This window comes from Streptomyces lanatus (assembly GCF_014655715.1).
In the GTDB taxonomy this organism is placed as follows: Bacteria; Actinomycetota; Actinomycetes; order Streptomycetales; family Streptomycetaceae; genus Streptomyces; species Streptomyces lanatus.
Window position 1 is genome coordinate 33,514 of sequence record NZ_BNBM01000008.1, and the last position, 25,767, is coordinate 59,280.

The 25,767-nt window shown below is 71.0% G+C and carries 23 protein-coding genes; 11 read left to right on the forward strand and 12 right to left on the reverse strand.

Going from position 1 to position 25,767, the window contains the following annotated elements; genetic code table 11:
- Positions 1-60: 60 nt before the first annotated feature.
- Entirely contained in the window at positions 61-1,545 is a 1,485-nt protein-coding gene (locus IE325_RS21975; protein ID WP_190071709.1) for an MFS transporter, read from the reverse strand.
- Between the two features lie 85 nt (positions 1,546-1,630).
- On the opposite strand from IE325_RS21975, the gene IE325_RS21980 reads away from it, so the two are divergent.
- On the forward strand, positions 1,631-2,032 hold the full coding sequence (locus IE325_RS21980) for a MarR family winged helix-turn-helix transcriptional regulator (RefSeq protein ID WP_190071710.1): 402 nt from the start codon (positions 1,631-1,633) through the stop codon (positions 2,030-2,032).
- 18 nt (positions 2,033-2,050) lie between these two features.
- Here the strand turns inward: IE325_RS21980 and IE325_RS21985 are convergent, their stop codons facing one another.
- Positions 2,051-2,791, reverse strand: a complete 741-nt coding sequence (locus IE325_RS21985) for a maleylpyruvate isomerase family mycothiol-dependent enzyme (RefSeq protein WP_190071711.1) — start codon at positions 2,789-2,791, stop codon at positions 2,051-2,053.
- Positions 2,792-2,934: 143 nt separating this feature from the next.
- Here IE325_RS21985 and IE325_RS21990 point away from each other — a divergent pair, with 143 nt between their 5' ends.
- Positions 2,935-3,447, forward strand: a complete 513-nt coding sequence (locus IE325_RS21990; protein ID WP_190071712.1) for a DM13 domain-containing protein — start codon at positions 2,935-2,937, stop codon at positions 3,445-3,447.
- Between the two features lie 7 nt (positions 3,448-3,454).
- On the opposite strand, the gene IE325_RS21995 is transcribed toward IE325_RS21990, so the two are convergent.
- Complete coding sequence (locus tag IE325_RS21995; RefSeq protein ID WP_190071713.1) at positions 3,455-3,844, reverse strand: VOC family protein; 390 nt, start codon at positions 3,842-3,844, stop codon at positions 3,455-3,457.
- Between the two features lie 45 nt (positions 3,845-3,889).
- Entirely contained in the window at positions 3,890-5,050 is a 1,161-nt protein-coding gene (locus tag IE325_RS22000; RefSeq protein ID WP_190071714.1) for an MFS transporter, read from the reverse strand.
- A 158-nt stretch (positions 5,051-5,208) separates the two neighbouring features.
- On the opposite strand from IE325_RS22000, the gene IE325_RS22005 reads away from it, so the two are divergent.
- Positions 5,209-6,690: a glutamate-cysteine ligase family protein gene (locus IE325_RS22005; RefSeq protein ID WP_190071715.1), complete on the forward strand. Its 1,482-nt coding sequence runs from the start codon at positions 5,209-5,211 to the stop codon at positions 6,688-6,690.
- A 7-nt stretch (positions 6,691-6,697) separates the two neighbouring features.
- Here the strand turns inward: IE325_RS22005 and IE325_RS22010 are convergent, their stop codons facing one another.
- From IE325_RS22010 to IE325_RS22020, 3 genes are all read right to left on the reverse strand, one after another.
- Positions 6,698-7,795 (reverse strand): Gfo/Idh/MocA family protein, encoded by a 1,098-nt coding sequence (locus IE325_RS22010; protein WP_190071716.1) that lies wholly within the window; start codon positions 7,793-7,795, stop codon positions 6,698-6,700.
- Positions 7,765-8,475: a ThuA domain-containing protein gene (locus tag IE325_RS22015; RefSeq protein WP_190071717.1), complete on the reverse strand. Its 711-nt coding sequence runs from the start codon at positions 8,473-8,475 to the stop codon at positions 7,765-7,767. Before IE325_RS22015 ends, IE325_RS22010 begins: the two co-directional genes overlap by 31 nt.
- Before the next feature lie 117 nt (positions 8,476-8,592).
- Positions 8,593-9,300: a hypothetical protein gene (locus IE325_RS22020; protein WP_190071718.1), complete on the reverse strand. Its 708-nt coding sequence runs from the start codon at positions 9,298-9,300 to the stop codon at positions 8,593-8,595.
- Positions 9,301-9,893: 593 nt separating this feature from the next.
- On the opposite strand from IE325_RS22020, the gene IE325_RS22025 reads away from it, so the two are divergent.
- From IE325_RS22025 to lpdA, 3 genes are all read left to right on the forward strand, one after another.
- Complete coding sequence (locus IE325_RS22025) at positions 9,894-13,043, forward strand: amidohydrolase family protein (protein WP_190071719.1); 3,150 nt, start codon at positions 9,894-9,896, stop codon at positions 13,041-13,043.
- A 134-nt stretch (positions 13,044-13,177) separates the two neighbouring features.
- Positions 13,178-14,014, forward strand: coding sequence for an SCO2400 family protein (locus IE325_RS22030; RefSeq protein ID WP_190071720.1), 837 nt, complete (start codon positions 13,178-13,180; stop codon positions 14,012-14,014).
- Positions 14,015-14,168: 154 nt separating this feature from the next.
- Positions 14,169-15,581, forward strand: coding sequence for a dihydrolipoyl dehydrogenase (gene lpdA / locus IE325_RS22035; protein ID WP_190071721.1), 1,413 nt, complete (start codon positions 14,169-14,171; stop codon positions 15,579-15,581).
- Positions 15,582-15,584: 3 nt separating this feature from the next.
- On the opposite strand, the gene IE325_RS22040 is transcribed toward lpdA, so the two are convergent.
- Both IE325_RS22040 and IE325_RS22045 read right to left on the reverse strand, forming a co-directional pair.
- Positions 15,585-16,283 carry a CPBP family intramembrane glutamic endopeptidase gene (locus IE325_RS22040; RefSeq protein WP_190071722.1) on the reverse strand — a complete coding sequence of 233 codons (699 nt, stop codon included), beginning with the start codon at positions 16,281-16,283 and terminating at the stop codon, positions 15,585-15,587.
- Positions 16,284-16,329: 46 nt separating this feature from the next.
- On the reverse strand, positions 16,330-18,222 hold the full coding sequence (locus tag IE325_RS22045; protein WP_190071723.1) for a glycoside hydrolase family 5 protein: 1,893 nt from the start codon (positions 18,220-18,222) through the stop codon (positions 16,330-16,332).
- Between the two features lie 168 nt (positions 18,223-18,390).
- Between IE325_RS22045 and IE325_RS22050 the strand changes: the two genes are divergently transcribed.
- The 3 genes from IE325_RS22050 to IE325_RS22060 all read left to right on the forward strand — a co-directional run bounded on the left by IE325_RS22050 (position 18,391) and on the right by IE325_RS22060 (position 22,005).
- Positions 18,391-19,167, forward strand: coding sequence for a class I SAM-dependent methyltransferase (locus IE325_RS22050; protein WP_190071724.1), 777 nt, complete (start codon positions 18,391-18,393; stop codon positions 19,165-19,167).
- A 161-nt stretch (positions 19,168-19,328) separates the two neighbouring features.
- On the forward strand, positions 19,329-21,389 hold the full coding sequence (locus IE325_RS22055; protein WP_190071725.1) for a galactose-binding domain-containing protein: 2,061 nt from the start codon (positions 19,329-19,331) through the stop codon (positions 21,387-21,389).
- A 19-nt stretch (positions 21,390-21,408) separates the two neighbouring features.
- Entirely contained in the window at positions 21,409-22,005 is a 597-nt protein-coding gene (locus IE325_RS22060) for a TetR/AcrR family transcriptional regulator (RefSeq protein ID WP_190071726.1), read from the forward strand.
- A 6-nt stretch (positions 22,006-22,011) separates the two neighbouring features.
- Here IE325_RS22060 and IE325_RS22065 read toward each other — a convergent pair whose 3' ends face one another.
- On the reverse strand, positions 22,012-23,061 hold the full coding sequence (locus IE325_RS22065) for an acyltransferase family protein (RefSeq protein WP_190071727.1): 1,050 nt from the start codon (positions 23,059-23,061) through the stop codon (positions 22,012-22,014).
- A gap of 224 nt (positions 23,062-23,285) precedes the next feature.
- Between IE325_RS22065 and IE325_RS22070 the strand changes: the two genes are divergently transcribed.
- Together IE325_RS22070 and IE325_RS22075 are read left to right on the forward strand one after the other, a co-directional pair.
- Positions 23,286-23,900, forward strand: coding sequence for a hypothetical protein (locus IE325_RS22070; RefSeq protein ID WP_190071728.1), 615 nt, complete (start codon positions 23,286-23,288; stop codon positions 23,898-23,900).
- Positions 23,901-24,013: 113 nt separating this feature from the next.
- Complete coding sequence (locus IE325_RS22075) at positions 24,014-24,754, forward strand: class F sortase (protein WP_190071729.1); 741 nt, start codon at positions 24,014-24,016, stop codon at positions 24,752-24,754.
- A 12-nt stretch (positions 24,755-24,766) separates the two neighbouring features.
- Here IE325_RS22075 and IE325_RS22080 read toward each other — a convergent pair whose 3' ends face one another.
- Both IE325_RS22080 and IE325_RS22085 read right to left on the reverse strand, forming a co-directional pair.
- Positions 24,767-25,180, reverse strand: a complete 414-nt coding sequence (locus IE325_RS22080; RefSeq protein WP_190071730.1) for a hypothetical protein — start codon at positions 25,178-25,180, stop codon at positions 24,767-24,769.
- Between the two features lie 28 nt (positions 25,181-25,208).
- Positions 25,209-25,631: a hypothetical protein gene (locus tag IE325_RS22085; protein ID WP_190071731.1), complete on the reverse strand. Its 423-nt coding sequence runs from the start codon at positions 25,629-25,631 to the stop codon at positions 25,209-25,211.
- Positions 25,632-25,767 lie beyond the last annotated feature (136 nt).

The following is a 25,767-nucleotide window of genomic DNA, read 5'->3' on the forward strand; positions in this document are numbered from 1 at the left end:
AAACAGCCGTGCGCCCGGTGCGGCAAGTCGCTGCACCGGGCGCACGTGGAGACGTTCCCCCTAGTCGCGGACCGCGACGCGCTCCGCTTCCGCCTCCTTCGCGGTGGACTTGGCGACCACGACGGTCGGCTGCCTGCGCCGGGTGCGCAGTCCGGTGAGGGCGATCAGCAGGCCCGCGACCGCGATCACGGTGATCACGACCAGGGCCGGCAGGTAGCTGTCGAGGACGGCCTGCGGGGATGCCGGCTCCTTGGGGGCGTTCGCCGTCAGGACCGCCGTCACGACCGCCAGGAACAGCGCGCCGCCCACCTGGACCGAGGTGTTGAGCAGGCCCGAGACCATGCCCTGCTCGTGCTCGTCGACGCCGTTCGTGGCCTGGACGTTGAGCGAGGGGAAGGTCAGGGCGAAGGCCGAGCCGACCAGCAGCATCGTGGGGAGGATGACCGCCGCGTAGACCGGGGAGAGGTCGATGCGGAGGAAGAGGAGGTAGCCCGCGACCATCAGGGCGAAGCCGATCGCTATCAGGCGTGCCGTGCCGAAACGGTCGATGATCGCGCCGACCTTCGTCGCCGACAGTGCCACCAGCGCACCCGCCGGCAGGAAGGCCAGCGCGGTGTGCAGCGCCGACCAGCCGAGCAGTTGCTGCATGTACAGGGTGACCAGGAACTGGAAGCCGATGTAGCTGCCGACGAAGGTCAACGCACCCAGCTGGGCCCGGACCTGAGGGCCGGAACGCAGTACCCCGAGCCGGATCAGCGGGCTCGGGCTGCGCCGCTCGACGAGGACGAAGGCCGTCAGCAGGACGACGACGGCGACGAAGGACAGGATGGTGCGGGCCGAGCCCCAGCCCGCCCCGGGCGCCTCGACGACGGTGAAGACGAGCAGCAGCATGGAGGCCGTGCCGAGAATGGCGCCGGGGATGTCGTAGCCGCCGTCCGCCCGTTCGCGCTCGCTGCGCGGCAGCAGCTTCAGGCCCGCGACCAGGGCGATCAGCGCGATCGGGGCGGGCAGCAGCATGGTCAGGCGCCAACTGGCCTCGGTGAGCAGCCCGGAGAAGACCAGGCCCATGGAGTAGCCGGTGGCGCCGCAGGTGGTGTAGATCGCCAGGGCCCGGTTGCGCACGGGGCCCTCGGCGAAGGTCGTGGTGATGATGGACAGGCCGGCCGGTGCCGTGAAGGCCGCGGCCAGGCCCTTGACGAAGCGGCTGGCGATCAGCAGCGGTCCCGAGTCGACGAGTCCGCCGAGCAGCGAGGCGAACGCGAAGACGGCCAGGGCCACCAGGAAGACCTGGCGTCGGCCCAGCAGGTCGGCGGTGCGTCCGCCGAGCAGGAGCAGGCCGCCGTAGCCCAGGATGTAGCCGCTGACGATCCATTGCAGCGTCGAGGTCGAAAGGCCCAGGTCGGCGCCGATGGACGGCAGGGCGACGCCGACCATCGACACGTCCAGCGCGTCCAGGAACATCGCGGCGCACAGCACGAGCAGGGTGCCCCACAGCCGGGGGGTCCAGCGTTCCTCGGAGGCGGGGGAGTTGAGCGGAGAGGTCATGCCGAGGAGGCTACATGCGCATGCATGGAATGCAAGCGCATTTAATGCGGATGCAATAATCCAGGTGTTCTGCTACGGTGCGCCCATGGCGGCGAAGAAGCCCGAGCAGGCACTCGTGGACCAGTGGCGGGACATGCTGGCGCTGCACGCGCGCACGCAGTGCGAACTCGACCGCGCCCTGAACCAACACGGCCTGTGCGCCAGCGACTTCGAGGTCCTGGACGTCCTCGCGGACGCCGCGACGCGCGGCCGCTCGGGGAGCGGCTCGTCGTTCCGGGTGCAGGAGATCTCCGAGCGGGTGCACCTCAGCCAGAGCGCCCTGTCGCGGCTGATCGCCCGGCTGGAGAAGGACGGCCTGGTCCAGCGTCTGATGTGTGCGCAGGACCGGCGTGGCGTGGTGGTGGCCCTCACGGCCAAGGGGCGCGCGCTGCACGGCGAGGTGCTGCCCGTGCAGCGCGCGGTGCTGACGAGGATGCTGGCGAACTGACCGGCGTACGGGGCGGGTTCAGCTCCAGGTGACGGCGGAGTTCTCCCGCCACAGCGTGGCGAGGGAGGCGTCACCGGTCACCTGCAGGAAGGGCAGCCGGTTCCACAGCGACAGATACAGCCGGTCGGCGGGTCCCGAGATCTCGCCATCGGCCCCGCCGGTCTCGCCCCGCTCCGTCACCGGCGGCTCCTGCGACAGCCGTACGGTCCATACGGCATCGTCGATGTCCGTCGCCCGCACCCGCAGCACCCGGGGTTCGGCGCTGCGGACCCGGCTCTTGGGGCGGGCGTGGAAGGCGCGCAGCAACTCGTCGATGCCGTCCGCCGCGAGGGCGGGGTCGATCTCGGTCGGGGCGCCGCCGCGTGCCGACTCCGCGTCGAAGCGGTGCACGGTCGTCTCGTGGGCCTGCCTGCGCGCCCAGAACGCGAGGGGTGACGGGGCCGGCAGGAAATGCCAGCACTGCACGTCCGCGGGGGCGCCCGCGAGGGTGTCGACCAGGTGGCGGTGGCCCTCCCGGAACCAGGCGAACAACTCCGCGCCGTCGAGGTCGGGCAGCCCCGAGTCCGGGTGGTACGAGGTGTACCCCTCGGCCACGAACGCCGCCGCCCAGCGATGCACCATCCCCGTGTGCCGCACCAGATCCCGCACCTGCCAGTCGGGGCAGGTCGGCACCTTGGCATCGGCCCCGGCATCCTCGGCGGCAGCGGCCAGCAGAAGGCCCTCGCGGTCCAGGTTTCCAACGAAGTCGGCTGTCTCCATGGGGGTGAGTGTGCCGGATGGAGTGCGGGCGAAGGGGTCGCCTCGCGACGTAAGACTTTCGTCATCACGCTGCGTGTTCACGGCGGGCTCCGGATTCCGTTGAATCGATTGCCGACGGACAACTCCCAGGAAGTGAGACGGGTATGGGGCGGGTGCGGAAGGTGCTGCGAGGGCCGGTGGGTCTCGGGGTGCTGGTGCTGATCTTCGTCGCGGGCGGATTGGGGCTGTACTGGTTCCAGCCCTGGAAGCTCTGGCAGGACACGACCGTGGACGAGGCCCTGCCCGGCGCGACGGCCCCCGCGTCGCGCACCCTGTCCGGCGGCGAGCTGATCAGCCATGAGCACGAGACGTCGGGCAGCGTGAAACTCGTACGGCTGGCCGACGGCTCGCATGTCCTGCGGCTGGAGAACCTCGACACCAGCAACGGCCCCGACCTGCGCGTGTGGTTGACGGACGCGCCGGTGAAGGAGGGGGCTGCCGGCTGGCGCGTCTTCGACGACGGCGCCCACGTCAGCCTCGGCAAGCTCAAGGGGAACAAGGGCAGCCAGAACTATTCCGTGCCGCAGGACGTCGACCTGTCCCGCTACAGCAGCGTCAGCATCTGGTGCGATCGCTTCGACGTGTCCTTCGGGGCGGCGGAACTCTCCCGCGCCTGAGGGCGGTTCAGGGCGACATCGGGAACAGGCAGAACTCGTTGCCCTCGGGGTCGGTCAGGACCCAGTGGTCCTCGTGGCGGGCCCCGACGGACGCCCCGAGCGTGGTGAGCCGGGCGATCTCGCCCTCGGGGTCGGGGGAGACCAGGTCCAGGTGCAGACGGTTCTTCACCTGCTTGGGCTCTGGCACGAGCTGACACCACAGCCGGGGCCCGCCACCACAGGGCTCGACCAGCACGGTCGGGTCGTCCTCCGGTCCGGCGATTCCCCGCGCACGCAGCCGGGCGAGCTCGGCGTCGTCGTACGGCGCGACGGCGTAACCGTCGAGGGCGGCGGCCCAGAAGCGGGCGGTGGCGGCGGGCCGGGCGCAGTCGATGACGATGTCGTGGAGTCGGGCCATTCGGCCATCATGCGCGCGGTGGTGAGGGCTGCGGCGTGGGAACGCTCAACGCGTCGCGGTACGCCGCGTCGCCACCCCGATCAGCGTCGCGATCGCCGCCAGCACCGCGACACTCGTGAGGGCCACCGACAGGGAGAACCAGTCGGCCATGAAGCCGATGGCGGGTGGGCCGAGGAGCATGCCGCCGTAGCCGAAGGTGGAGGCCGTGGCGACGCCGCTCGGGCCGGCGAGGGTTCCCGCGCGTTCCACGGCCACGGGGAAGAGGTTGGCGAGCCCGAGGCCGGTGACCGCGAAGCCGAGCAGCGCTGCCCACAGGGAGGGTGCGAAGGAGCCGAGCAGCATCCCGGCGGACGCGGTGGCGCCGCCCGCGATGACGGTACGGCCGTGGCCGAGCCGTTCCAGGAGGGCCGTACCGCTGAGTCGGCCGATGGTCATGGCCAGGGCGAAGCAGGAGTAGCCGAGGGCGGCGGTGCCGGACGAGGCGCCGAGGTCCTCTTCCAGGTGCAGGGCGCCCCAGTCGGCCATGGCGCCCTCGCCGTAGGCCGTGCACAGGGCGATCATGCCGAAGACGATCACCAGACCGCGGGTCCTGCCGGTCAGGCGGTGCGGGGTCTGGTGTGTAGTGGGTGCGGTCGTCGGGGGATTGTGGCGGAGCAGCGTACGGCCCGCCACCGCTGTCACCAGCAGTCCGATCACCGCGAGGCCCGCCAGATGCCGGGTGGGGGAGAGGGCTCCCGCGACCAGTCCGCCGAGGCCCGCGCCGACCATGCCGCCCAGGCTGAAGGCGGCGTGGAAACTGGGCATGATCGGCCGACGCAGAGCGGTCACCAGATCGACTGCGGCGCTGTTGAAGGCGACGTTGATGCCGCCGTAGGCCGCTCCGAAGATCAGCAGGACGGCGCCGAGTGCCAGGACGGAGTGGGTGTGCGGGGGCAGGGCCACGCTCAGGGAGAGCAGGACCGCGCAGGCGACGGTGACCTGGTGGCTGCCGTAGCGGCGGCACAGGCGTCCGGTCATCGTCATGGTGAGGACGGCACCGGCGGAGACGCCGAGCAGGGCTAGGCCGAGGGCGCTCGCGGAGGCGCCGGTCTGTTCCTTGATGGCGGGGATGCGGACCACCCAGCCGGCGAAGAGGAATCCGTCCACGGCGAAGAAGGCGGTGATGGCGACACGGAGGCGGGTGAGGTCGGTACTGGTACCCGGCACGACATTGTGCGATCGGGTTTTGTTTATTTGCGGCACAAAGTCAGGCTAGGTCGGCATCCAGCTCACGACAAGGGCTCCCCGGTCCTGACTGTTCCGGTCCCGCCCGAAGTGCGACGCTAAGACGTGAGGTATCCGCCGAGGGAACTCGGGAGGGCGCTATGGGACGCGATGTGCCGGCCCGGGTGTTCACGCGGGAGGACCGCCGCCGGTACCGGGCCAAGATGCACACCTGCCTCGACGTACTGGCGCAGATGCTGCGCGAGTCGACCTTCGAGAGCGAGCGGCCCAAGGTCGGCCTGGAGATCGAGCTCAACCTGGTGGACGGCGACGGCCGCCCGGCGATGCGCAACACCGAGGTGCTCCAGGCCATCGCCGACCCGGCCTGGTCGAGCGAGCTGGGCCGTTTCAACCTGGAGATCAACATCCCGCCGAGGGAGCTGACCACCGGCGGTCCCGGCGCGTGGGAGCAAGCCATCCGGGACGCGCTCAACCACGCCGAGGAGCGCGCCTCCGCCGTGGGCGCCCACCTCATCATGATCGGCATCCTGCCGACCCTGGGGGAGACGGACGTCGACGAGTCCGCGCTGTCCGGCGATCCCCGGTACCGGCTGCTCAACGAGCAGATCTTCGCGGCCCGGGGCGAGGACCTGCGGATCACGGTGGACGGCGTCGAGCGGCTGTCGACCTACGCCGACACCATCACCCCCGAGGCCGCCTGCACCAGCACCCAGTACCACCTCCAGGTCTCGCCGAGGGAGTTCGCCGACTACTGGAACGCCGCCCAGGCCATCACCGGCGTACAGATCGCCCTCGCCGCGAACTCGCCGTACCTCTTCGGCCGGGAGCTGTGGCGCGAGACGCGTATCCCCCTGTTCGAGCAGGCCACCGACACCCGCCCCGTGGAGATCAAGGCCCAGGGCGTACGGCCCCGGGTGTGGTTCGGCGAGCGCTGGATCACCAGCGTCTTCGATCTGTTCGAGGAGAACGTGCGCTACTTCCCGGCCCTGCTGCCACTGTGCGACGACGAGGACCCGCAGCGGGTCCACGACGCCGGTGGCGTCCCGGAGCTGGGCGAACTGACCCTGCACAACGGCACCATCTACCGCTGGAACCGCCCCATCTACGCCGTCACCGACAGCGGACCGCATCTGCGCATCGAGAACCGCGTCCTTCCCGCGGGCCCCACCGTGGCCGACACCATCGCCAACGGCGCCTTCTACTACGGCCTCACCCGCGCCCTCGTCGACGACGACCGGCCGGTCTGGACGCGGATGTCCTTCTCGGTCGCCGAGGAGAACCTCCACACCGCTGCCCGCGACGGCATCGACGCCCGCCTGTACTGGCCCGGCATGGGCGAGGTCCCGGTCACGGAACTGGTGCTGCGGCGGCTGCTGCCGCTGGCCCACCGGGGTCTGGAACTGGCCGGCATGGACGCGGCCTGGCGAGAACCCCTCCTCGGCATCATCGAGCAGCGCTGTGTCACCGCCCGCAACGGCGCCCTGTGGCAGGTGGAGACCGTCCATCACCTGGAGAAGGCCATGGCCAGCGCCGACCGGTGGGAGGCACTGCGGCGGATGACCAGGACCTACATGGACTACATGCACCTCAACGCGGCCGCGCACACCTGGCCCGTGGACTGACCCCGGGTCACCGGGGGCCCCGCCACACCTCGGCGCTCGTCAGCGGTACGGGAGCGGGCGGCTCCGCCGACGTCGTCAGCTCGATGCACCGTCCCTCGGCCGCCGAGCGCAGCAGCGCGCTCATCGTCTCCAGTACGTGCAGGGCGAGTTCGCCATTCGCGCGGGCCGCGTTCGCGGTGACGAAGTCCAGCAGGCCGACGCCCCGGGCACCGTCGACGTAGCCCGCGGACGGCGGGAGCGTGCGCCATTCGGTGGCGCCGAGTTCGAAGAGCCGCACGTCGCCGTCGAAGTGGTTCGGATCCGGCACGGAGAGGGTGCCCGTCTCGCCGTGGACCTCGATCGGCGCGGCGATCGTGGCCACACCGTCGAAGCTGGTCGTGAGCGTCGTCAGGGTTCCGTCGGCATGCTCAAGCACCCCGCTGACGTGTGTGTCCACCTCGACCGGGATCCGCTCGCCCGCACGCGAACCCGAGCCGATGACCCGCTCGGACCGCAGCCGCCCGGCCGCCCCGGTCACCGCCCGTACCGGACCCAGCAGATGCACCAGGGACGCGAGATAGTACGGCCCCATGTCCAGCAGCGGGCCGCCACCGGCCGTGTAGTAGAAGTCGGGGTGGGGATGCCAGCGTTCGTGCCCCGGCGTGACCATCACGGCCGACGCGAACTGGGGACGTCCGATCCGCCCCGCCTCCACCGCCGCACGCGCCGTCTGGATGCCGGTGCCGAGGACGGTGTCCGGCGCGCACCCGACCGCGACGCCGGCCTTCGCCGCCGCCTCCATCACGGCCTGGGCGTCGGCGAGTTCGGCGGTCAGCGGCTTCTCCCCGTACACGTTCTTGCCGTGACCGATGGCACCGAGGGCGATCTCGGCGTGGGCGGCGGGGACGGTGAGGTTCAGTACCGTGTCGACGTCCGGACTGCTCAGCAGCTCCTGGACGGACAGCGCCCGGACGCCGGGGAGTTCGGCGGCGACCGCGGCCGAACGGGAGGCGTCGAGATCGGCGACCGCGGTGATGCGCACGGCGGGATGGCCCACCAGCGTGTCCAGGTACGCGCGCGAGATGACGCCGAGTCCTACGACGCCGATGCGGTGCGCGTCGCCCACAGCATGCCCCTCTCGATGATGGTGCGGACGGCGGGATGCTCCAGTACGTCCAGGCTGTGGCCCGGCGTCGTCACCACCACACGCCCGGCGCCCCATCGGCGGGTCCAGACGGCGGGGCAGGTGACCGGGCGGTGCCAGGGGTGCCACGGCTGCGTGGGATGGGTGGTGGTGGCCAGTACGTCGATCAGGTCGTCGTGCAGCACCCAGTACTGCTCGGTGTGCAGCTCGAAGTCCTCGATGCCGGCGGTGATGGGGTGTTCGCGGCCCAGTTCCGTGATGTCGACGGTGTGCGGCAGGTAGTTGTCCTCCTGGCCGCCCTGCCGCTCGCAGGGTTCCTTGCCCGGGTGGGTCGCGAACTGCCCGCCCACCAGATGGAGATAGTCGGAGGAGGCCCGGAAGGAGTCGGCGATGCCGCCGTGCCAGCCGGTGAAGCCGGTTCCGGCCACGACCGCCGCGCGCAGCCCCGTCAGCTGCTCCGCCTCGATCTGCGACATCGTGACGCACTGGACGACGAGATCGGTCCCGGCCATCGCGTCGGCGTCGGCGTAGACCTCGGTGGACTCCTCGATCCTGACGGCGTATCCGTTCTCGCGCAGGAAGGGCAGGAACAGCTCCGTGGCCCGGACCGGCTGATGCCCCTCCCATCCACCTCGGACCACCAGGGCGTTCTTCCGCGTCATCTCGTCCCTTCGCGGCTGTCTGTGGCACGGCCCCTTCACTATGAGCCGACCGGTCGCGCGGGCGAAAGGTTCATGGGCCGACGCGAAAGTTTCGCCCCCGCGCGGGACTCCCGCCGCTCAGCCCACCACCAGCGCCGGACACACCCGCACCACCGCGATCCCCCGATCGCTCCGCCCCAGCCGGAACCGCACCTTGTCGTGCAGCACCGTGCCCGATACGGCCTTCCCGTCGACCTGGGGCTCGCCCGGGAACAGCGTGAACGTCCAGCCGCCGCCGACCTCGCAGTCCGGCAGCTCGCTCCCGGACTGCAGCACCCGCGCGCCCCAGATCTGGCGCACCATCAGGTCCCGGGTGTCGACGCCGTCCACGGTGAAGGTCGCGACGTCTGCTTGCGTGATGTCGTCGAAGCTGCCGAAGTGGAGGCCGGCGGGGCCGGTGACGGTGGCGATTGGCGTCCAGTCGGCGCCCGGCGGCACGACGAGGCGGCCCGCCGGGAGGGCGCCGTCGACCACGTCCTTCGCGGTCCCCCCGGTCTGGTCGGCGCGCATCGCCGGATCGACCGCGCCCCGGGTGTCGAGCTTGTCGGGATCGGGCACGAGCAGGACGCCGTAGACGGCCTCGTCGGCGAAGCGGGCGTCCTTGAAGTGGTCCCGGAGCGCCGCGACGGCGCGTTCCGCGCGGTTCCAGCGTGCGGTGTCGATGGCCCGTTTGAGATACGCGGGGGTCGGGAGCGGAAGCCCGGCCCGTTTGACGCCCTCTCGGACGGAGTCGCAGGTGTTCCATCCCGATTCGGCCAACAGCTTGATCTGCTCGCGGGCGAACAAGGCCGCCTCCCGGGGGGGGCATGTCGGGTGTCTGCGGGGTTGTCGTGGCTGGTCGCGCCCACGCGGCGGAGCCGCATATTGATACAGCCCCGCGCCCCTTGGGCGAGATTCTGAACGTCGTTGCGTACCTCGGCGGGGCTGGATCGGGCCCGCTCCCCAAGCTAGCCGATGCGATCGCAAGCCGGCCGACGCGCTCGCCGAGCGGGGCGTCACGGGGGCGGGCCGCGGGGGCGGGCCGGACGGGACCCCGGGGGGACCTCAGCCGCACCCCGGGATGGGACTCCGGCATGGGGCCGGGAGCGCCCCCCGAGCTGGGCCCCGGGGCGCCGGACACCGGGCTGAGCGGCAGCCCGCTCCGCTGGACCGCCGCTCAGCTGGACGGCCGGACAGCCGGAGCCGGAAGGCTGGAGCCGGACAGTCGGAGCCGGAAAGCCGGTCAGCCGGAAGCCGATCCACCGGACCCGCCTCAGCTGCGCCCCCCCGAAACGGCCGAGAACCGCCACCGCACCTCCCATAACCGCGCCCCCGCGACGTACGTTTCCCTCAGTGGTCTCTCCCGTCCGACCCCACAACTCCGCGCACAGGGAGCACTTTTGGACACCGAAGACACCTCCGGCGCCCTCCGTTTCGGCCCCCTCTCCCGCCGCAGATTCCTTCAGGCCACCGCAACGGCCACCGTCACCGCCACGGCGCTCACCACCGTCGGCACCCAGTCGGCCGTGGCCGTCGCATCCTCCCCGACCACCCTCTCCTTCACCGCCGCAACCGGCGGCTCCGCCACCCTCGCCCCCGCCGGTGACCGGCTGGTCGCCGAGGTGCAGAACGTGCTGTGGTCCGTGCCGCGCAAGGGCGGCACCGCCGTACCGCTCACCTCGCCCGGCCTCGAACCGACCCGACCGCAGTTCTCGCCGGACGGCAGCCGCCTCGTCGTCTGCGCCTATCGCGGCGGCGGCTTCCACCTCTGGACGCTGCGGCCCGACGGCTCCGGGCTGACGCAGCTCACCGACGGGCCGTGGGACGACCGCGGCCCGGCATGGTCGCCGGACGGCACCCGGATCGCGTTCGCCTCCGAGCGCGGCGGCGACACCGTGACCGGCGCCCCGTACCGCATCTGGGTCGTGGACGTACGCAATGGTGAACTGACCCGGCTCACCGGGCAGCAGGACGCCCGCTGGGAGGACTTCGACCCGACCTGGTCGCCGGACGGCGAGCGGGTCCTCTTCGTGCGGGCCGGCGTCACCTCCACGGGCACCCTGCGGGCGAACACGATCGCGTCCGTCGCCGCCAACGGCTCGGGCCCGGTCACCATCGAGCACACCGACGACTCCGGCGCCCAGCTCATGACGCCCGCCGTCTCCCCGGCCGGGCGCCTGGCATACCTGCGCACCACGGCCTCGCCCGACGCCTCCTGCACCCTCGTCGTGGACGGCGAGCGGGTCGCCCTCGACGGCGACCTCCTGCCCGCGCCACCCCGCTGGACGGACGGCGAGCACCTGCTCCTCACGGTCGACGGCCACTTCCGCCTCGTCGACCCGGGTGCGCCGGGCGACGGCGAGCAGATCCCGTTCACCGCGGCGATGCCCGTGGACCGGCCCCGCTACCGAGGCAAGGCGTACGACTTCGAGGGCGCCGGCACCCGTCCCGTACGCGCGCTACATCTGCCCGCTCTGTCGCCGGACGGCCGCAGCGTCGCCTTCGCCGCGCTCAACGCGCTGTGGACCGCCGGCACCAAGGGCGGCCGCGCGCCCCGCAAGGTGCTGCAAGTCCCCGCCACCCGCTATGTGCTGGCGCCGACCTGGACGTCCGACGGCACGGCCCTGGTGTACGCCGACGACCGCGACGGACTGTTCGCCGTACGGCGCCGTGACCTCGGCTCCGGGGAGGAGACCGTGCTGGCGCGGGGCGGCCGGGTCTTCCCCGCCCTCTCGCCGGACGGGAACCGGCTGGCCTGCCTGGACATGTCCGGCAATCTGATCGTGCGCGACCTGCCCGACGGCGCCGAACGCGTCCTCGCCGCGCCCCTCGGCGCCGGCGGGCTGCCCGGCCGCCCCAGCTTCTCGCCCGACGGCCGCTATGTGGCGCTGTGCGACCGCAACCGCCTCAACCAGCGCTTCCGGGAGGGCTACAACCTCATCCGGGTCGTCGACACCACCACCGGGAACGCCAGGCTGCACGCCCTCGCCCCGCACACCTCCCTCTCCGACCGCTACGACTCCGGTCCCGTCTGGTCCCCGGACGGACGCTGGATGGCCGTTGTCGCGGAGTCGGCGCTGTGGCTGCTGCCCGTCCGCGCCGACGGCAGCCCGGACGGCGACCCACGACGGCTCACCAATGAACCCGCCGACCACCCGTCCTGGTCCGCGGACTCCCGCACCCTGCTCTACCTCTCGGCGGGCACCCTGCGCCTGATGGACATCCGCGGCGGCGGGACCCGTACGGTCCGTGTCCCGCTGGACTACCGCCGACCGCGCCCGGCGGACACGGTCGTGCACGCGGGCCGCTTCTGGGACGGGACCGGCCAGGACGTCCGTGAGGACATCGATGTCGTCATCCGCGACGGCCGTATCGCCGAGGTCACCGGGCACCGCGCGGGCCGCCCGGCCGCACACCGCGTCGACGCGAGCGACCGCACGGTGATCCCGGGCCTGTGGGACGCCCACACCCACCCCTGGCAGACCACCTACGGCGGCCGGCAGAGCGCGCTGCAGCTCGCGTACGGCATCACCACGGCCGTCTCGCTGGGCGGCTTCGCCTACGAACAGGCCCGCATCCGGGAGGCCGTCGCCGCCGGGGCGCTCGCCGGGCCCCGGCTGCTGGCCACCGGCGAACTGCTCGACGGGGCACGGGTCGCCTACAGCATGGGCCGCGCCCACCGCACCCGCGAGGGACTGCGCCGCTCACTGGCGCGGGCCCAGGCGCTGGACTGGGACTTCGTGAAGACGTACGTCCGGGCGCCGGGCTGGGTGATGAAGGAGGCCGCGGACTTCGCGCACGAACGGCTCGGCGTGCGCAGCGGCAGCCATCTGTGCAGCCCGGGTGTGCAGCTCGGCCAGGACCTGACCACCCATTTGCAGGCCACGCAACGGCTGGAGTTCGGGCACGCGACCTCCGCGAGCGGACGTTCCTACCAGGACGTCGAGGAGATCTACACCGCGACCGACTTCCACCTCGTCGCCACTCCGTTCACGGCCATCGCCCTCCTCGGCGCCGACCCCGCGCTCGCGGACGACCCGCGCGTCACCGGGCTCATGCCGCCGTGGGACACCGCCGCCGTCCGGGATGGAGCCGGGCAGCCACCGACCGACGCCCAACTGGCCACGCTGGGACGGGAGATGGACGTGTACCGGCGGATCCTCGCCGACGGCGGCCTCATCGCCCTCGGCACGGACCAGCCGCTCGTCCCGATCGGGCTGCATCTGCACCTGGCCCTGCGCGCCCTGCACCGCGCCGGACTGTCACCGGCCGAGGTGCTGCGCACCGCGACCCTGCTGCCCGCGCGGGTCTTCGGCGCGGACGCCGACCTGGGCACCCTGGAAGTGGGCAAGCTCGCCGATCTCACGGTCGTGGACGGCGACCCGTTCACCGACTTCGCCACCCTCGTCCGCACGGCGGCGGTGCTGCGGGGCGGGGTGCTCTTCGAGCAGGCGGATCTGGTGGACGCCTTCGACACGGAAACGGGCGCAGAGACCGAGTGGCTGGAGGTGAGCCGCCGTATGCGCCGCGAGGGGTGCTGCGAACTCTGAGCGGGTCACTGTACGTACACACTCCCTGGGACATCTGCGCAGGAGCATCACGCGGGCTGCACACGGCTCGTCCAAAGTCTCGTTAGCGTTACAGGCCGTTCGATCCCCCGTGCGAACCCAGGGAAGACCCCAGAATGGACTACTGCTCCTCGTGCCGTCGGCATCTCAACGGGGCCCTCGTGTGCCCCGGGTGCGGCGCCTACGCCCCGGACATCGCTCCCTTCGCGTTGGGGGGTTCCACCGGGTCGGCCGCACCCGGTCCGCAGGCGACGCCCGCCGCCGACACCTGGTACGACGGCTACTTCCGCGACGAGACGGCGCCGAGCCCCGCCGCTGAGGAGATTCCTTCACAGGATGTGGAGGCTGTGTCCACGGACGCCCCGATGGGCCGCGCGGCGCGTCGTAAGCAGCGGGCCCGCTGGAAGAAGAACCAGCGCAAGGCCGTGGTCGCGACCGCCGTCGCCCTGGTCGGCGGCGGTCTGACCTTCTCGGCGCTGAACCAGCAGTCCGGCGACAAGGCCCAGGCGGCCACCGCGCCGCAGCAGCCGAACGCCGCGCTCCCGGAGCAGACCACGCAGTACTCCCTCCCGGTGTCCACCCCGCCGAGCACCCACAAGGACGCGCGCACCACCACGCCCTCCTCGGATCCGACGCCGACCAACGCCGCGCGCGAGTCCGTCACCACGCCGCACACCACCCGGCAGTTCACCCGACCGGACGCGGCCTCCACGCCGACCCCCACCCCGACCAAGGCCCCGCAGACGCAGACCGTCTCCCCGAACCCCGGCGGGGCGAACTCGAACTCCGGTAACAGCACCGGCGGCGACACGGCCGAGCAGCAGACACCGGCCCCGGCACCGACCGACGACGCGGACTCCGGGACCGGAGCGTCCCCGGCGCCGACGAGCCCCGCCCCGGAGGCGACCGACCCGGCGCAGCTCTGCGTGCTCAACCTGCTGTGCCTCGGCTGAGGACGCCGGGAACCACGCACACCTCCTGAGATCACCGTCACCCTCCCGCGACGCCACACAACCTCGTGGATGCGGTCATGCTGGAAGAAGCCGGACGCCTTCGGGTGTCCGGCACCGGCAGAGCAGGATGTCGCCCTCAGGAAGGAAACTCTCCATGGTCGAGCAGGACGAGCGCTTCGACGTCGTTGTCCTCGGCGCGGGCCCCGGCGGCTATGTCGCCGCCATCCGCGCCGCCCAGCTGGGCAAGCGGGTCGCGGTCGTGGAGGAGAAGTACTGGGGCGGCGTCTGTCTGAACGTGGGCTGCATCCCCAGCAAGGCCCTGCTGCGCAACGCCGAACTGGCGCACATCTTCACCCGCGAGGCGAAGACCTTCGGCATCCAGGTGGACGGGCAGGTCAGCTTCGACTACGGCGAGGCGTTCCGCCGCAGCCGCAAGGTCGCCGATGGCCGGGTCAAGGGCGTCCACTTCCTGATGAAGAAGAACAAGATCACCGAGATCGACGGCCGCGGTACTTTCATCGACCCGCACACCATCCAGGTCGCCGGGTACGACGGCTCCACCCGCACCATCGGCTTCGAGAACTGCATCATCGCCACCGGCGCCACCCCCAAGCTGCTCCCCGGCACCCGGCGCAGCGCGCGCGTGGTGACCTTCGAGGAGCAGATCCTGGCCGAAGAACTGCCGCGCTCGATCATCATCGCGGGCGCCGGCGCGATCGGCGTCGAGTTCGCCTATGTCCTGCACAACTACGGCGTGAAGGTCACCGTCGTCGAGTTCCTGGACCGTATGGCCCCGCTGGAGGACGCCGAGGTCTCCGCCGAACTCGCCAAGCAGTACCGCAAGTTGGGCATCGACGTGCTGACCTCCACCCGCGTCGACACCGTCGACGAGTCCGGCGAGATGGTGCGGGTCACGGTCACCGGCAAGGACGGCACCCAGCAGGTCCTGGAGGCCGACAAGGTGCTCCAGGCCATCGGCTTCGCGCCGAACGTCACCGGGTACGGCCTGGAGAGCACCGGCGTGACCGTCACCGAGCGTGGCGCGATCGACGTCGACGGCCGCTGCCGTACGTCCGTCCCACACATCTTCGCCATCGGCGATGTGACGGCCAAGCTGATGCTGGCGCACGCCGCCGAGGCCATGGGCATCGTCGCCGCCGAGACCATCGCGGACGCCGAGACGATGGAGCTCGACTATGTGATGATTCCGCGCGCCACCTACTGCCAGCCGCAGATCGCCAGCTTCGGCTGGACCGAGGCGCAGGCCCGCGAGCGGGGCTTCGATGTGAAGGTGGCGAAGTTCCCGTTCACCGCGAACGGCAAGTCGCACGGCCTGGGCGACGCGACGGGGTTCGTGAAGCTGATCAGCGACGCCAAGTACGGCGAACTCCTCGGCGGCCACCTCATCGGCCCCGACGTCACCGAGCTGCTGCCCGAACTGACCCTGGCCCAGCAGTGGGACCTGACCGTGCACGAGGTCGCGCGCAACGTCCATGCCCACCCGACGCTCGGCGAAGCCGTCAAGGAAGCGGTGCACGGACTCTCCGGCCACATGATCAACTTCTGAGGTTCAGCCGAGCCACCAGCGGGCCGCCGACCAGGCCAGCGCATAACTGAGGCCGTTCACCGCCCAGTGCAGGGCCATCGGCGCCAACAGGCTGCCGGAGCGGCGGCGCAGCTCGCACAGCACGACGCCGGCCAGGGCCGTGGCGACGACCGCCGCGGCCACGGTCGGTGCCACGCCGGCCGGGCCGTCACCGAAGAGCGAGCCCAGCGCGGCGTTGGAGCGGTTGATGTTCTGCGAGGGCACCACATGCCACAGCCCGAACAGCAGCGACGACAGGCCGGTGGCCCACGCCGTTCCGTACCGCCGCCGGATCATCGCCCACAGCACGCCCCGGAAGGCCGTCTCCTCCAGCAGCACGGTCCCGAACGGCACCCGCACCAGCGCGCCGAACAGCATCCGCCCCAGCGACAGATCCGTGGCCCGCGAGTCCCGGAACGCCTCACGCCCGGCCGGCAGGGCGAGGAGCACCAGCAGAACCAGCAGGACGATCGCCACCAGCACGGGAGCCCACCGCAGCCCCCGTCGCACCCCCTCCGGGTCGAGCCCCAGGTCGGCCCGGGTGAGACCGTCCCAGCGGGCGATCATGAGCAGCGCGGCCGTCGCGGTCACACAGATGAGCAGATACATGGCGGGGCCCCGCGCGAGCCAGTTGTTCAGCAGGTTCGCGGCGGCGAGCACGGCGACAGCACAGGTGATCCGCATCCGGGTTCCAGGATCTCCCGACGCGGCCGCGCCCGCCCGCGCGGCGTCAGTTCAGCTTCCGGCAGTACAGCGCGTCGGGAGTCCGGCCCGAGCCCACCCGCCCGGTGTAGGCGATCCCGGCGGCGTACTCGTCGTCCGCGCACTGCCCCTTGTAGCGGCCGTTGGCGAAGTCACCGCCCTTGGGCGCGGGCCCCCGGTTGTCGCCCCGGTCGAACCACACCGTACGGCCGCTGCCGCCGAGCCTCCCGGCCGGGGCGGACGCGCACAGGGCCGCCGACACGGCCGCGCCCCGGACGCTGTACCCGATGAGGAACTGCCCGTCCGCGCACTGGAGTTTGGTGTACCCGGACGCCCAGTCGCCGCCGGGACGGACATGCCGCTCGTCGACGACCACCTCGTGCCCGCCGGCCGGATCCCACAGGGCACCCGCGGTCACGTCCGAGCACAGCCCCCGGTTGCCGGTGTGGGCGAGCCCGAGCAGCCGTTGCCCGTCGGGGCAGGTGGCCTTGCGGGCGCCGGAGTCCCAGTCGGGCAGGGCGCGCATCCGCCGTGACTGCACGAAGTCACCGTGGTCGGGGCTGAGCATGGACCACTCGGTGACCGGCGCCACCCGCCCCGTACGGCCGTCGGCCGCGATGAGCCTCGTCCAGGCGGCGGCCCGCCAGTCGTCACCGTCGTACGGGCCCATACGCCGGCCCTCGGCATCCCAGTGCAGCAGCGCCCAGCCGTTACCCCTGCGGCCCTCGTGCCAGCCGACGAGCGGCCAGTAGGCGAAGTCGGCGTCGGCGCGGATCAGTTGGTCCACGAAGTTCTCGAACCAGGCGCGCTGCTTGGCACCCGTCTCCTCACGGCCACCGACGCCGAACTCGCTGATCCAGACGGGGGCGGTGAAGTGCCGGTCCTGTTCGGCGGTCACGAAGAAGGCCTGGCGGTCCAGGACGGCGGTGAGTTCGGCGGGGCTGAGGTCGCGGTAGCGGGGGTCGGTCGTCTCGCCCGTTCCGGTCGCCCCGCTGTGGTTCGGGCCGGTGTAGTCGTAGAAGTGGGCCGAGTACACGAGCTTGCCGGAGTCGACCAGGGTGTGGGACAGATGGCGGGCGGGCTCCAGGGTGGGGCGTTCGTGCGGGAAGCCGTCGACGGGGATGCCGGTCCAGTTGATGCCCTCGACGACGATCAGCAGATCCGGGTTGGCCTCGGTCAGGATGCGGTCGCCGACGCGCTGCGAGGCGGCGAACCAGTCGTGGTCGTCGCCGAGGCCCCAGTTGGGGTCGTCCCAGATGTTGCGGCGGACCTCGTTGTAGAGGTCTGCGCCCACGACCCGCTTGTTGTCCTGGTAGCGGCGGGCCATGAACAGCCAGTCGCTCTCCCAGTCGGCGGTCGACCGGCTCGCGTTCCAGCGTTCGTTGCCGTCGACCCCGCAGCACCAGCGCGTGGTGTTGGTGTGGTTGTTGAGGATCACCGCGAGACCGGCTCCGGTGAGCTCGCGGACCACTGCGTCGTAGACCTGGAGTGGCGTGAGACCCCGCAGCGCGGGATTGGCCGCGACCGCGTCGTCCGTGACCGGACGGCTGTCGTGGATCATCTCGTTGGAGAAGGGCAGCCGGATGCTGTTGATCCCGATCTCGCGGAATCCGGCGATGATCTCGGCCATCGGCGCCCGGTCCAGGCCGAGCGGGATCCTGCCGGAGTTCTCACCGGCGTGATGGTTGGCGTCGTCAGCCGTGTCGCCCGAGCCGTTCCAAGTGCCGCTGGCCCCATGCCAGTTGCCGGAGCGCAGCTTGAAGCGGTCACCGTCGGCGTCGACGATCCAGCGGCCCCGGGTGCTGAGCGGAGCCGTCCACTCCTCCTCGGCGGGCGTGGCGGCCTCGGCCCGGGGGAGCGACGTCAGCGGGACCAGCAGGAGTACGGCGGCAAGGACGGCTCTCACCAAGGTTCCGCGCACGATCGTCACCCTCACAGGCGTTTCGTTGTCATGGCGCCGTCATCATGGGCCATAGGGCGGCATTGGTCCAGACCGGGCCCACGCGATCTGCCGGCCCGCAGCTGTGGCGCCCCGCCCTTCCCTTGCGCATCCTCGGTGGTACCCGATTCCCAGGGAGGCACGATCGTCATGCCGGCCAAGAACCTCACCGTGAACCGCGCGGCCCTCACCCACCGTCTCGCCTACGCCCTGCGCCACCCCGACCGCGTGCCCCGCCATCTGGCCCGCTCCGCCCGCGACATATGGCTGCGCCGCCGCCACCCGGACCATGTCTCCTACTACCGCGCCGTGATGCGCTCCGACACCCGGGCCGACCCGGACGCGGCCGTCGGCAGCCACAGCAAGGAGCGGTGGCTGGCGCTCGGGGCGATGCAGTTCGACTACCTCGTGGGCCACGGCCTGCGCCCCGAGCACCGGATGCTGGAGATCGGTTGCGGCAATCTGCGCGGCGGCTGGCGCTTCATCCGCCATCTCGACCCCGGTCACTACTACGGCATCGACATCTCGCCCGACATCCTCTTCGCCGCGCAGGACACGGTCGTGGAGCGGGGACTGCAACAGCGGCTGCCCACGCTGACCCCGGTACGGGACCTGACGCTCGCGTTCCTGCCCGACGCCCACTTCGACGTCGTCCACGCGCACAGCGTCTTCTCGCACTCGCCGCTCCCGGTGATCGAGGAGTGCCTGGCCAACGTCGGCCGGGTGCTCGCCCCCGACGGCTGGTTCGACTTCACCTTCGACCGCACCGAGGGCGAGGAACACCAGGTCCTGCGAGAGGACTTCTACTACCGCACCGAGACCCTCATCGCGCTGGCCGGGAAACACGGGCTGCGGGCCCGCTTCATGCCGGACTGGGAGAAACTCCCGCACGGCCAGTCGAAGATCAGGGTCACGCACGCGGAGTGAACCGATTCCCCGTCAGTTGCTCAGCGGTTCATCTGTTTCCCGCGAGTAGGTCATCTGTCCCGGACTCTTGACTCGGCATGCCGTAATGGCCATCCTCGTCGCACATATTGCGAGGTCATGACAATCGGACCCCGCCAACCGCCGACCGAGGGACGTGGGCCGTGACCACTGCCGGACGCCCGTATCGCCGACGCAAGAACGTCACCGTGGTGTCGCTCCTCCTGCTCGTGCTGTCCATCGCGCTCGGCCCCACCCCGAGCTCGGCGGCCGGCAACTGGTGGGACCCGACCGCACGGCCCGCGCCGGACTCCCAGATCAATGTCACGGGGGAGCCCTTCACCGGCACCAACGCCAAGGGCGAGGTCCGCGGCTTTGTCGACGCGCACGACCACATCCTCGCCAACGAGGCCTTCGGCGGCCGTCTGATCTGCGGAAAGGCATTCTCCGAACAGGGCGTCGCCGACGCCCTCAAGGACTGCCCCGAGCACTACCCCGACGGCTCCCTCGCCATCTTCGACTTCATCACCAACGGCGGCGACGGCAAGCACGACCCGAACGGCTGGCCCACCTTCAAGGACTGGCCGGCCCATGACTCGCTGACCCACCAGCAGAACTACTACGCCTGGGTGGAGCGGGCCTGGCGCGGCGGCCAGCGCGTCCTCGTCAACGACCTCGTCACCAACGGCGTGATCTGCTCCGTGTACTTCTTCAAGGACCGCAGCTGCGACGAGATGACGTCCATCCGGCTCCAGGCCAAGCTGACCTACGACATGCAGGCCTACGTCGACAAGATGTACGGCGGCACCGGCAAGGGCTGGTTCCGCGTCGTCACCGACAGCGCCCAGGCCCGCCAGGTCATCCAGCAGGGCAAACTGGCCGTCATCCTCGGCGTCGAGACCTCCGAACCCTTCGGCTGCAAGCAGATCCTCGACATCGCGCAGTGCAGCAGGGAGGACATCGACAAGGGCCTGGACGAGCTGTACTCGCTCGGCGTGCGCAGCATGTTCCTGTGCCACAAGTTCGACAACGCCCTGTGCGGCGTCCGCTTCGACTCCGGCGGGCTCGGCACGGCCATCAACGTCGGGCAGTTCCTGTCCACCGGCACCTTCTGGAAGACCGAGACCTGTAAGGGCCCGCAGCACGACAACCCCATCGGCAACGCCACGGCGGCCGAGGCCGAGAAGGAACTCCCGGCGGGCGTCGACGTCCCCTCGTACAACGCGGACGCCCAATGCAACGTCCGAGGGCTCACCGACCTCGGTGAGTACGCCGTACGGGGCATGATGAAACGCAAGATGATGCTCGAGATCGACCATATGAGCGTCAAGGCCACCGGCCGGGTCCTCGACATCTTCGAGTCCGCGTCCTACCCCGGCGTCCTGTCCTCGCACAGCTGGATGGACATGGACTGGACCGAACGGGTCTACGGCCTCGGCGGCTTCATCGCCCAGTACATGCACGGCTCCGAGGGCTTCATCTCGGAGGCCAAGCGCACCGAGGCGCTGCGCGACAAGTACGGCGTCGGATACGGCTACGGCACCGACATGAACGGCGTCGGCGGCTGGCCGGGACCGCGCGGAGCGGACGCCCCCAACAAGGTGACGTACCCCTTCAAGAGCGTCGACGGCGGCTCCGTCATCGACAGGCAGACCACCGGCGAGCGCACCTGGGACCTGAACACCGACGGCGCCGCCCACTACGGCCTCGTCCCGGACTGGATCGAGGACATCCGCCGGGTCGGCGGCCAGGACGTGGTGGACGACCTCTTCCGGGGCGCCGAGTCCTACCTCGACACCTGGGGGGCCTCCGAGAACCACGCGGCCGGGGTCAACCTCGCACGGGGCGCGGCCACGTCCGCCAGTTCCTCGGAGTGGAGCCTCTTCACCAGCTACCAGCCGAACCGGGCCGCCGACGGCGACGGCGGCACCCGCTGGGCGAGCGACTGGAACGACGACCAGTGGTTCCAGCTCGACCTGGGCTCCACCCACCTGGTCAAACGGGTGACCCTCGACTGGGAACGCGCGTACGGTAAGGCCTACCGCATCGAGCTCTCCACCGACGGCACGACCTGGCGCACCGCCTGGTCCACGGCATCCGGTGACGGCGGCCTGGACACGGCCAGGTTCACCGGTACACCGGCCAGATACGTACGCGTCCAGGGGCAGGAGCGCGGCACCGAGTGGGGCTACTCCCTCTACGAGGTCGGCGTCCACAGCAGCTGACAGCCAAGAGAGGGGCTCCATGGCACGGCTGCCGTCCGCCGAGCGGCGGCGACAGCTCACCGAGGCCGCGATCAGGGCGATGGCCCGGGACGGCGTCCCCAGGACGACCACCCGGTCCATCGCCGCCGAGGCGGGCGTCTCGCTGAGCGTGTTCCACTACTGCTTCGACTCCAAGCAGGAGCTGATCGAGTCCGTCATCACCACCATCACCGAGCACTACGTGACCCTGGTGAAGGAGGCGCTACGGCCCCGGGCCACCCTCGACGAGACCGTCCGGGCCGGTTTCCAGGCGTACTGGGACCATGTCCGTGCCCACCCGGACGAGCACATGCTCACCTACGAGCTCACCCAGTACGCCCTGCGCCAGCCCGGCTTCGAGCACCTCGCGCGCCGGCAGTACGAGCTGTACGCCGAGACCTACGCCGAGCTCATCGACCAGCTGCGGCAGACCATGGGCCTGCGTCTGCACGTCCCCACCGCCGTGCTGGCCCGCTACCTGGCCGCCATGACCGACGGCCTCACCCTCAACTACCTCGTGCTCGGTGACGAGGCCGCCTGGAACGACATCCTCGACACGGTCACCGCGCACATGGCCGGGCTGGTGAGCGAGCCCTGACCGGGGTCACCGCTCCCGGCGGAACAGCCACCCCAGCTCCGGCTCCACCACGCCGCGCAGCACACGCCGGACGGGTGGCGTGCACAGCAGCGTCACCACCGCAGCGGCCACCAGGGTGACGACGACCGCGCCGAGCGGCCGGTGGACCCAGGCCGGGTCGTACCAGCCCCCGTACTTGGCGCCCTGCGCCACGAACCCGTGCAGCAGATAGCCGTACAGCGTGCCCACACCCAGCACCGTGCACCACATCCGGCGGCCCGGCACCCAGGACAGGAAGCAGGCCACCAGCACCAGCGAGCAGACGAACAGGACCGGTGTCATCAGCACCCCGTACCACCCGGGCGCTCCCAGCTCCTGCGCGCTGTCCCGGTGGTAGAACCAGGCGCCGGTCATCCGGGGCACCGCCCAGTACGCCACCACGAACGCACCCGCGAACACCGGCACGGCCGCGATGCGCACCGCCCGCCGCCGGACCAGCCGGAAGTGCTCGGGCCGCAGGGACAGACCCAGCACGAAGTACGGCAGGAACTGCAGGATGCGCTGGAGGTCCAGGTCATTGCCGATCTCCGGCGACAGGGTCGCCAGCATCGCCACGGCCAGCGCGAGCGGCACCGGCAGACGCACCCGCTGCCACAGCGGCGTCGTCAGCCGCCAGAGGAACAGCGCCGCCAGGAACCACGTCAGATACAGCGGGTCCAGCAGAGTGATCGGGCGATCCGGCTCCTGGTCCGTCCAACGGGTGAACAGCGTGTATGCGGTCTCGAACACGACATACGGCACGACAAGGCTGCTGACCAGGCGTTTCAGTCGGTCGGGGCGGCCGTCGAAGCCGCGTGAGAAGTAGCCGGAGATCACGATGAACGCCGGCATGTGGAAGGCGTACACGAGCATGTACGCGGCGTCGACGGTCCGGCTGCCGTTCCGCAGCGGTTCCCACGCATGTCCTACCGCCACCAGGACGATCGCCGCGTACTTGGCGTTGTCGAAGAACGCGTCCCGCTGCTGCGAAGGCGCAGGTGACGGCGCTGTGACGGCGGTGAGGGTGTGCTGCGACATCCCACGCGCCTCACCACTTCGAGGCGGCGCAAACATCCGCGGGTCGCGTCGCGTCCCTCGAATGCCCGGCGTGTCGCGACAGGGCCGTCAGGGTGCGGCCGTAACCCGTGTGATCGCTTCGAATGGTGCGACCGAAAGACATGACTGACGGTGGATCACGTCAAGGCCTGGCTCCAGTGGTGATGAAGCGTCAGCCGCCCAGGTCGTGACGGAAGGATTCACCTATGCGTTCTGTCCGCATGCTGCTCGCCACCGCGACGGCCACGGCCGCGCTGGCGATCGCGCCCGCCGCCTACGCCGTCTCCGCAGGTGACTGGGACAACGAAGACAGCTCCTACAGCAAGGAGACCGACAAGCCGGAGGACCACGAGAAGGCCGAGGACCACGGCAAGTCCGAAGAGCACGGCAAGTCCGAGGACCATGGAAAGTCCGAGGACCACGACGAGTCCTACAGCAAGGAGCACGACAAGGAGGGCAAGCACGACGAGCCCAGTGGCGGAATGCACACGGGTGGCGGAGCGCTGGCCGCCGTGACCAACGGTGACGACTGGGGCGGTGACAAGGACCCGAAGCACGACCCGGACAGCTACCGCAGCAAGGAGGGCGGCCACGACAAGTGGGGCGGCGGCGACCACGAGGAGGACTCGTGGAAGGGCGACGAGGAGGAGTCCTGGGGCGGTGACCACGAGGAGCACGGCAAGCCGCACGGCGGGATGCACACGGGCGGCGGCGGCCTGGCCACGTCGGGTGTGACCGCGGGCGGACTGGCGGTACTCGCGGTCGCCGGCACCGGCATCTACGCGCTGCGCCGCAAGAAGGCTTCCGGAACCGTGGCCTGACCATGCCCGATGCCATAGCAGTGGCCGCCGCACGTGCGCCGCGCGTCGCGGCGGCCCCTTTGGTCCCCCCGTCCGCCGTATCCGCTGCCGTGCCCGAATGAGGTGGTGCCCCGATGGCCGCCGACCGTCCCCCTTCCCCCGCAACCGATCCGGCCGCTTCCGGCACCGCCGGTTCCGTTACCTCACAGCGGATAAGACGGGCGGCCGTGGCGACCTTCTGGAGCGCGATCGCCGTCATGGTCCTGGCGGTCACGCTGGGCGGCGGACAGGACCAGGCGTCCGACGCCGGCCGCGCATGGGGCGCGCCACCGGCGATCGAACGGTACGCGCCCGCACAGACCGACTCGGACGGCCCCTCGGCGGACAGGTCCTCGTCCGCCGGGCGGCCCGTGGGCAAGCATCTGCACAGGTCCCGGCCGGTTCGCCTGCTCATCCCCAAGATCTCGGTCGACGCGCCGTTCGTCGATCTCGCCATCGGCCGGGCGGGGCGGCTGGAACCCCCGCCCGCCGCCGACACCAACCTCGTCGGCTGGTACGCCAAGGGAGCGTCCCCCGGCGAGCCCGGCACATCGATCATCGCCGGCCATGTCGACACGGCCACGTCCGCCGCCGTCTTCGCCAACCTCAGAGAGCTGAAGAAGGGCGACCGCTTCCAGGTGGCCCGGGCCGATGGCCGCAACGCGTCCTTCCAGGTCGACAGCGTGGAGACCTTCGACAAGGACACCTTCCCCAGCGACCGCGTGTACGGCGACACCCCCCGGGCCCTGGTCCGGCTCATCACCTGTGCCGGCGACTACGACCGTCAGGTCAAGGACTACACCGCGAACCTGGTGGTCTTCGCCCACCTGGTGTGAGTCACCGGCGGCTCAGCACTGCGGGATCTGGGACTTCCAGGTGTTCGGGCCGCCGGTGTCCAGGTACCAGTCATTGACGTACCCGTCCCCGATGCCGTTGTCGACCCGCATCCAGTAGCGGTAGCCGTGCCCGTCCGCGTCCCCGTCACCCGTGGTCCAGCAGATGAGGCCGAGCTCGTCCCCGTTGTGGTACTGCCCGAAGACCGGCGACTTCGGGGCGCTGTAGCGCGGCCCGGTGCGTACGGCCAGGTTGGATCCGGCGTCGATGCCGGTGACGTAGGCGCACTTGGCCCGGTCGCCCGAGATGCTGCAGGTGTGGATCGCGGCACCGGCCGGGCCCGCAGAGCTGAGGACGGCGGACGCCGCGAGGGTGAGCACGGCACCCGCCACGGTGAGGGCACGGGTGCGTGCGGTGTACTGGGTCATGAGAGCTCCTGCTTCCTGTGCGTCGGGATCAGCGGCACTGCGGGATCTGGGACTTCCAGGTGTTCGGGCCGCCGGTGTCGAGATACCAGTCGTTGACGTACCCCCAGGACCTGGGCGTGGAGACCACCATCCAGTAGCGGTATCCATGGCCGTCGGCGTCCGGGTCACCGGTGGTCCAGCAGGAGAGCTCCAGCCACTGTCCGTTGCCGTAGCGGGCCACTTCCCCCGCGCCGTAGCGCGGCCCGGTGCGCATCACCAGGGACGAACCCGGGTCGATGCCGATCACCTGAGCGCAGCGCGCAGGGTCGCCCGGTCCGGCGCCAGGGCACGGACGCGGGGCGGCCTGGGCGGGCGCGGCGGTGAACAGCCCGGCTCCGGCGAGCAGGACGGCGGCCGCCCCCGTGACGGTCGCCGCCCTGCGCCGGGAGGTGAGCAGACGTGAAGAGGGCATCGGGTCCTCCGTTCGATCGTGTCGATCCTCGATGCACCTCGACCCTGGCATCGAACTGGGCGGGAGACAGCCTGTGATGTCTCAGGGTGGCCGGGTGCCGCCATCGCCGCACTCCGCGCTGACCTCGTGTCTTACA

What these genes read in the sequence shown, in the direction of transcription:
- IE325_RS21975 (WP_190071709.1), bottom strand. Translation starts at nt 1,545, where the DNA reads ATGACCTCTCCGCTCAACTCCCCCGCCTCCGAGGAACGCTGGACCCCC.
- IE325_RS21980 (WP_190071710.1), top strand. Translation starts at nt 1,631, where the DNA reads ATGGCGGCGAAGAAGCCCGAGCAGGCACTCGTGGACCAGTGGCGGGAC.
- IE325_RS21985 (WP_190071711.1), bottom strand. Translation starts at nt 2,791, where the DNA reads ATGGAGACAGCCGACTTCGTTGGAAACCTGGACCGCGAGGGCCTTCTG.
- IE325_RS21990 (WP_190071712.1), top strand. Translation starts at nt 2,935, where the DNA reads ATGGGGCGGGTGCGGAAGGTGCTGCGAGGGCCGGTGGGTCTCGGGGTG.
- IE325_RS21995 (WP_190071713.1), bottom strand. Translation starts at nt 3,844, where the DNA reads ATGGCCCGACTCCACGACATCGTCATCGACTGCGCCCGGCCCGCCGCC.
- IE325_RS22005 (WP_190071715.1), top strand. Translation starts at nt 5,209, where the DNA reads ATGGGACGCGATGTGCCGGCCCGGGTGTTCACGCGGGAGGACCGCCGC.
- IE325_RS22015 (WP_190071717.1), bottom strand. Translation starts at nt 8,475, where the DNA reads ATGACGCGGAAGAACGCCCTGGTGGTCCGAGGTGGATGGGAGGGGCAT.
- IE325_RS22030 (WP_190071720.1), top strand. Translation starts at nt 13,178, where the DNA reads ATGGACTACTGCTCCTCGTGCCGTCGGCATCTCAACGGGGCCCTCGTG.
- lpdA (WP_190071721.1), top strand. Translation starts at nt 14,169, where the DNA reads ATGGTCGAGCAGGACGAGCGCTTCGACGTCGTTGTCCTCGGCGCGGGC.
- IE325_RS22040 (WP_190071722.1), bottom strand. Translation starts at nt 16,283, where the DNA reads ATGCGGATCACCTGTGCTGTCGCCGTGCTCGCCGCCGCGAACCTGCTG.
- IE325_RS22050 (WP_190071724.1), top strand. Translation starts at nt 18,391, where the DNA reads ATGCCGGCCAAGAACCTCACCGTGAACCGCGCGGCCCTCACCCACCGT.
- IE325_RS22060 (WP_190071726.1), top strand. Translation starts at nt 21,409, where the DNA reads ATGGCACGGCTGCCGTCCGCCGAGCGGCGGCGACAGCTCACCGAGGCC.
- IE325_RS22065 (WP_190071727.1), bottom strand. Translation starts at nt 23,061, where the DNA reads ATGTCGCAGCACACCCTCACCGCCGTCACAGCGCCGTCACCTGCGCCT.
- IE325_RS22070 (WP_190071728.1), top strand. Translation starts at nt 23,286, where the DNA reads ATGCGTTCTGTCCGCATGCTGCTCGCCACCGCGACGGCCACGGCCGCG.
- IE325_RS22075 (WP_190071729.1), top strand. Translation starts at nt 24,014, where the DNA reads ATGGCCGCCGACCGTCCCCCTTCCCCCGCAACCGATCCGGCCGCTTCC.
- IE325_RS22080 (WP_190071730.1), bottom strand. Translation starts at nt 25,180, where the DNA reads ATGACCCAGTACACCGCACGCACCCGTGCCCTCACCGTGGCGGGTGCC.
- IE325_RS22085 (WP_190071731.1), bottom strand. Translation starts at nt 25,631, where the DNA reads ATGCCCTCTTCACGTCTGCTCACCTCCCGGCGCAGGGCGGCGACCGTC.